The organism is Paracoccus fontiphilus (assembly GCF_017356265.1).
Taxonomy (GTDB): Bacteria; Pseudomonadota; Alphaproteobacteria; order Rhodobacterales; family Rhodobacteraceae; genus Paracoccus; species Paracoccus fontiphilus.
The window spans coordinates 1-2,868 of the sequence record NZ_JAFNAW010000140.1; the positions used below are offsets into that span (position 1 = coordinate 1).

The window sequence follows — 2,868 nt, forward strand, 5'->3', positions numbered from 1 at the left end:
CTCAGGGCTGAAGATGCGCTCGCCCCGCGAGTTCATCGCAGCTGAAACCGCAATCGCCTGAGTGTCCGGTAAAACGGGGGCAAGACCACCAAGCATATCCTGCATCACCGTTGTCTTGAAGCCGTAGTCGCTGGCGGCGCGTATTCCTCCGGCGAAGGCCGCCTGACGAGTTTGGCGGTGGAGTGATAGCTCCGACCTCATGCGCGACCACCTTTCCGCCCGGGCCTCGCATCCATCGCGGCCCATGCACCCCTTGCCGATGTCGACGCAAGGGCATCCGGAACCGCCAGAGCTTGGGCACCGGTCGCCGGCCCGGGCCGAGCATCGGCAGGAGCCTGTGCACAGGTCGGCGACGATCGTGCCGTCCTCGTCGCAGCCGACGATCCGGCTACGCGGCTCTTGTGCCTGGTCTTGACCGGCGGCCGCGTTCGGGAGCACTAAACTGTGGTCAGCTTCCCGCCCGACGGTCCGCCCAGGCATCCTCATCCTAGCGGGGCGGGACCACAAATCGGGGAGGAGATGGAGAATCAGTTTTTCCGGCTGGGAGTCGCGCTTGCCATCGGCCTGCTGGTCGGGCTGGAACGCGGCTGGAGAGAGCGCGAGGAGCCTGCCGGAAGCCGCACCGCAGGCCTTCGGACGTTCGGCATCTTCGGTCTTCTGGGCGGTGTTTCCGCGGCTCTTGCAGCCGAGATGGCTGCGCCCGTGGTCTTTGCAGCAGGCCTTCTGGCCGTCGCGGCGCTGTTCGGCCTGTTCCAGTTTCAGGAAGCGCGCCACGAAGGAAACTTCAGCGTCACCGGCGTCATGGCGGGTCTGGGGGTTTTCAGCCTGGGCGGGCTGGCGGTCGGCGGCGACTACCGGGTCGCCGCTGCCGGGGGCACCGCCCTTGCCGCCATCCTGGCCAGCCGAGAGATCCTGCACACGGCCCTGCGCCGCGTGAACTGGGTCGAGCTGCGCTCGGCCCTCGTGCTGGCGGTGATGACGGCCATCATCCTGCCAATGCTGCCGAACCGGGCCGTCGATCCCTGGGGCGGCCTGAACCCTTGGGAAATCTGGTTCTTCACCGTGCTGATCGCGACGATTTCCTTTGCGGGATACATCGCCGTCCGCGTGCTGGGTCCGGGCCGCGGGCTGCTGGTCAGCGCCCTTGCCGGGGCGCTTGCCTCGTCCACGGCGGTGACGGTAGCACTTGCGCGGATTGCGAAGGGAACGACGCATGTCCGTCCCCTGGTGGGCGCGGCGGCTCTGGCCGGGATGGTTTCCCTCCTGCGCGTCCTGGTCGTGGTCGCGCTTCTGCGCCGTGGCATCCTGCCCCATGTCGCAGTCCCGGTCCTGTGCGCGGCGGGCATTCTGGGTGCTTCGGGCTTGATCATGGTCCTGCGCGGCAGCGAGGCACGGCAACCGCAGGAGATGATGCACAACCCGTTCGAGTTGCGCGCCCTTCTTGTCTTCGCCCTTCTGTTTGCGATCTTTTCCACCGCGAGCGCGGCGCTCGTGGACCATTTCGGCGGGGCGAGCCTTCCTGCGACCTCGGCCCTGTCGGGCATGTTCGATGTCGATGTCGCGGTGCTCAGCGCCTTGCGCCTTCAAGTGCCCGGTGTCGGACAGCCCATGATCGTGGCGGCGGTTTTGGCCGCGCTGTCGGCCAACGCCGTCGGGCGGCTGTTCCTGGCGATGCTGGCCGGACCCGTCCGCTTCTGGGCGTGGCTGCTGGCCACCACGCTTGCGGCCGCTGCCGGCGGTGCGGCCGGTTTTGCCATGTCGGCGCTTGCCTAGGCTTCAGGCCCATTGGTTCCCGGCGGCATCGTCTTCGTCGCCCGGAACCGGCAGCATCTTCCCATCCACTCAGGCGTGGAAAGCCGCCGCTGCTTCAAGCCGCGCACCCGGAAATGCCGCCAGCGCCGCGTCGATCGCCGGACGCGGCATAAGCACCGCCGCCGTCGATAGCGCGTCGGCCACGGCCGCGCTTTCGGCACTGACGGAAATCAGCGCCCATCGCAGCGCCTGTCCGGCGGGGCCGACGATATGGGCGCGGTCCCCCGCAGGCCCGATCCGCGTGCCGAAGGCGGCCGAGGTGGCAAGTGCCCGGTCGCGAAGCGCGAGGCGGCGGATGATCGTGCCGTCGGGCGCCTCGACCCGCGCGGACAGCGGGGCGGGGCCGATGGCCCGGATCTCTCCCGCGTCGATCAGCACCCGGGTCAGACCGTGACGCGCGGCGATCTCCGCCAGGCAGTCGGTCGCGAAGCCCTGGGCGATGCCGTTCAGCGTCAGCGCCATGCCCGGCCGCGACAGGCGGATCTCGGCGGGGTCGATGCGGACGTCCTGCCAGCCGACCAGGGCCATGGCCGCGCCTTCGTCCTCGCCAAGCCTGCGGGCCTGCCAAAGGGGCTGCACGCTGGGATCGAAGGCGCCGTCCGTGGCCTCATGCACCCGCGCGGCAAGCTTCAGCACGGCCAGCATGTCGTCCGAGGGATGGGCAAGCCTGCCTAGCGCGTTCAGCCGCCGCAGATCCGATCCGCTGAACAGGGAGAACTGCCGCTCGATCCCGCGCAGCCTGCGCGTGGCCTCGGCGAAGAAGGCGCGGGCGGCGCCGGGGGTGCCGCCCTGGACGGTCAGCGTCACATCTGCGCCCAGGGCCTGGCCCCGCCAGTGATGGGGGGCCGAGGCCGCGGCGGGCAGCATCAGCGCACAGGCCGACAAGGCCAGGAAGCGGCGGCGGGTGGTCGTCATGGCGTCACCTGCTGGGAGCGGAAGGAGGGCGGCTGCCGGTCCGCGGCGCCGTCATGGGCGCTTGCGGGAACCTGCGCGGGATGAAGCGGCGGCGGAACGGGCGGCGACGCGGGCGCCGTGGCCCCGCCCCCGCCCCCACCG

At 70.2% G+C, this 2,868-nt stretch carries 3 protein-coding genes; 1 reads left to right on the forward strand and 2 read right to left on the reverse strand.

Translation table 11 applies throughout. The annotated features are described in order from the left end of the window. A partial coding sequence (locus J0F76_RS20360; protein ID WP_207472275.1) for a hypothetical protein occupies positions 1-201 on the reverse strand: 201 nt, incomplete at its 3' end. Between the two features lie 318 nt (positions 202-519). Here J0F76_RS20360 and J0F76_RS20365 point away from each other — a divergent pair. Next, positions 520-1,773, forward strand: coding sequence for an MgtC/SapB family protein (locus J0F76_RS20365; RefSeq protein WP_207472278.1), 1,254 nt, complete (start codon positions 520-522; stop codon positions 1,771-1,773). Between the two features lie 69 nt (positions 1,774-1,842). On the opposite strand, the gene J0F76_RS20370 is transcribed toward J0F76_RS20365, so the two are convergent. Then, positions 1,843-2,727 (reverse strand): FAD:protein FMN transferase, encoded by an 885-nt coding sequence (locus J0F76_RS20370; RefSeq protein WP_207472280.1) that lies wholly within the window; start codon positions 2,725-2,727, stop codon positions 1,843-1,845. Positions 2,728-2,868 lie beyond the last annotated feature (141 nt).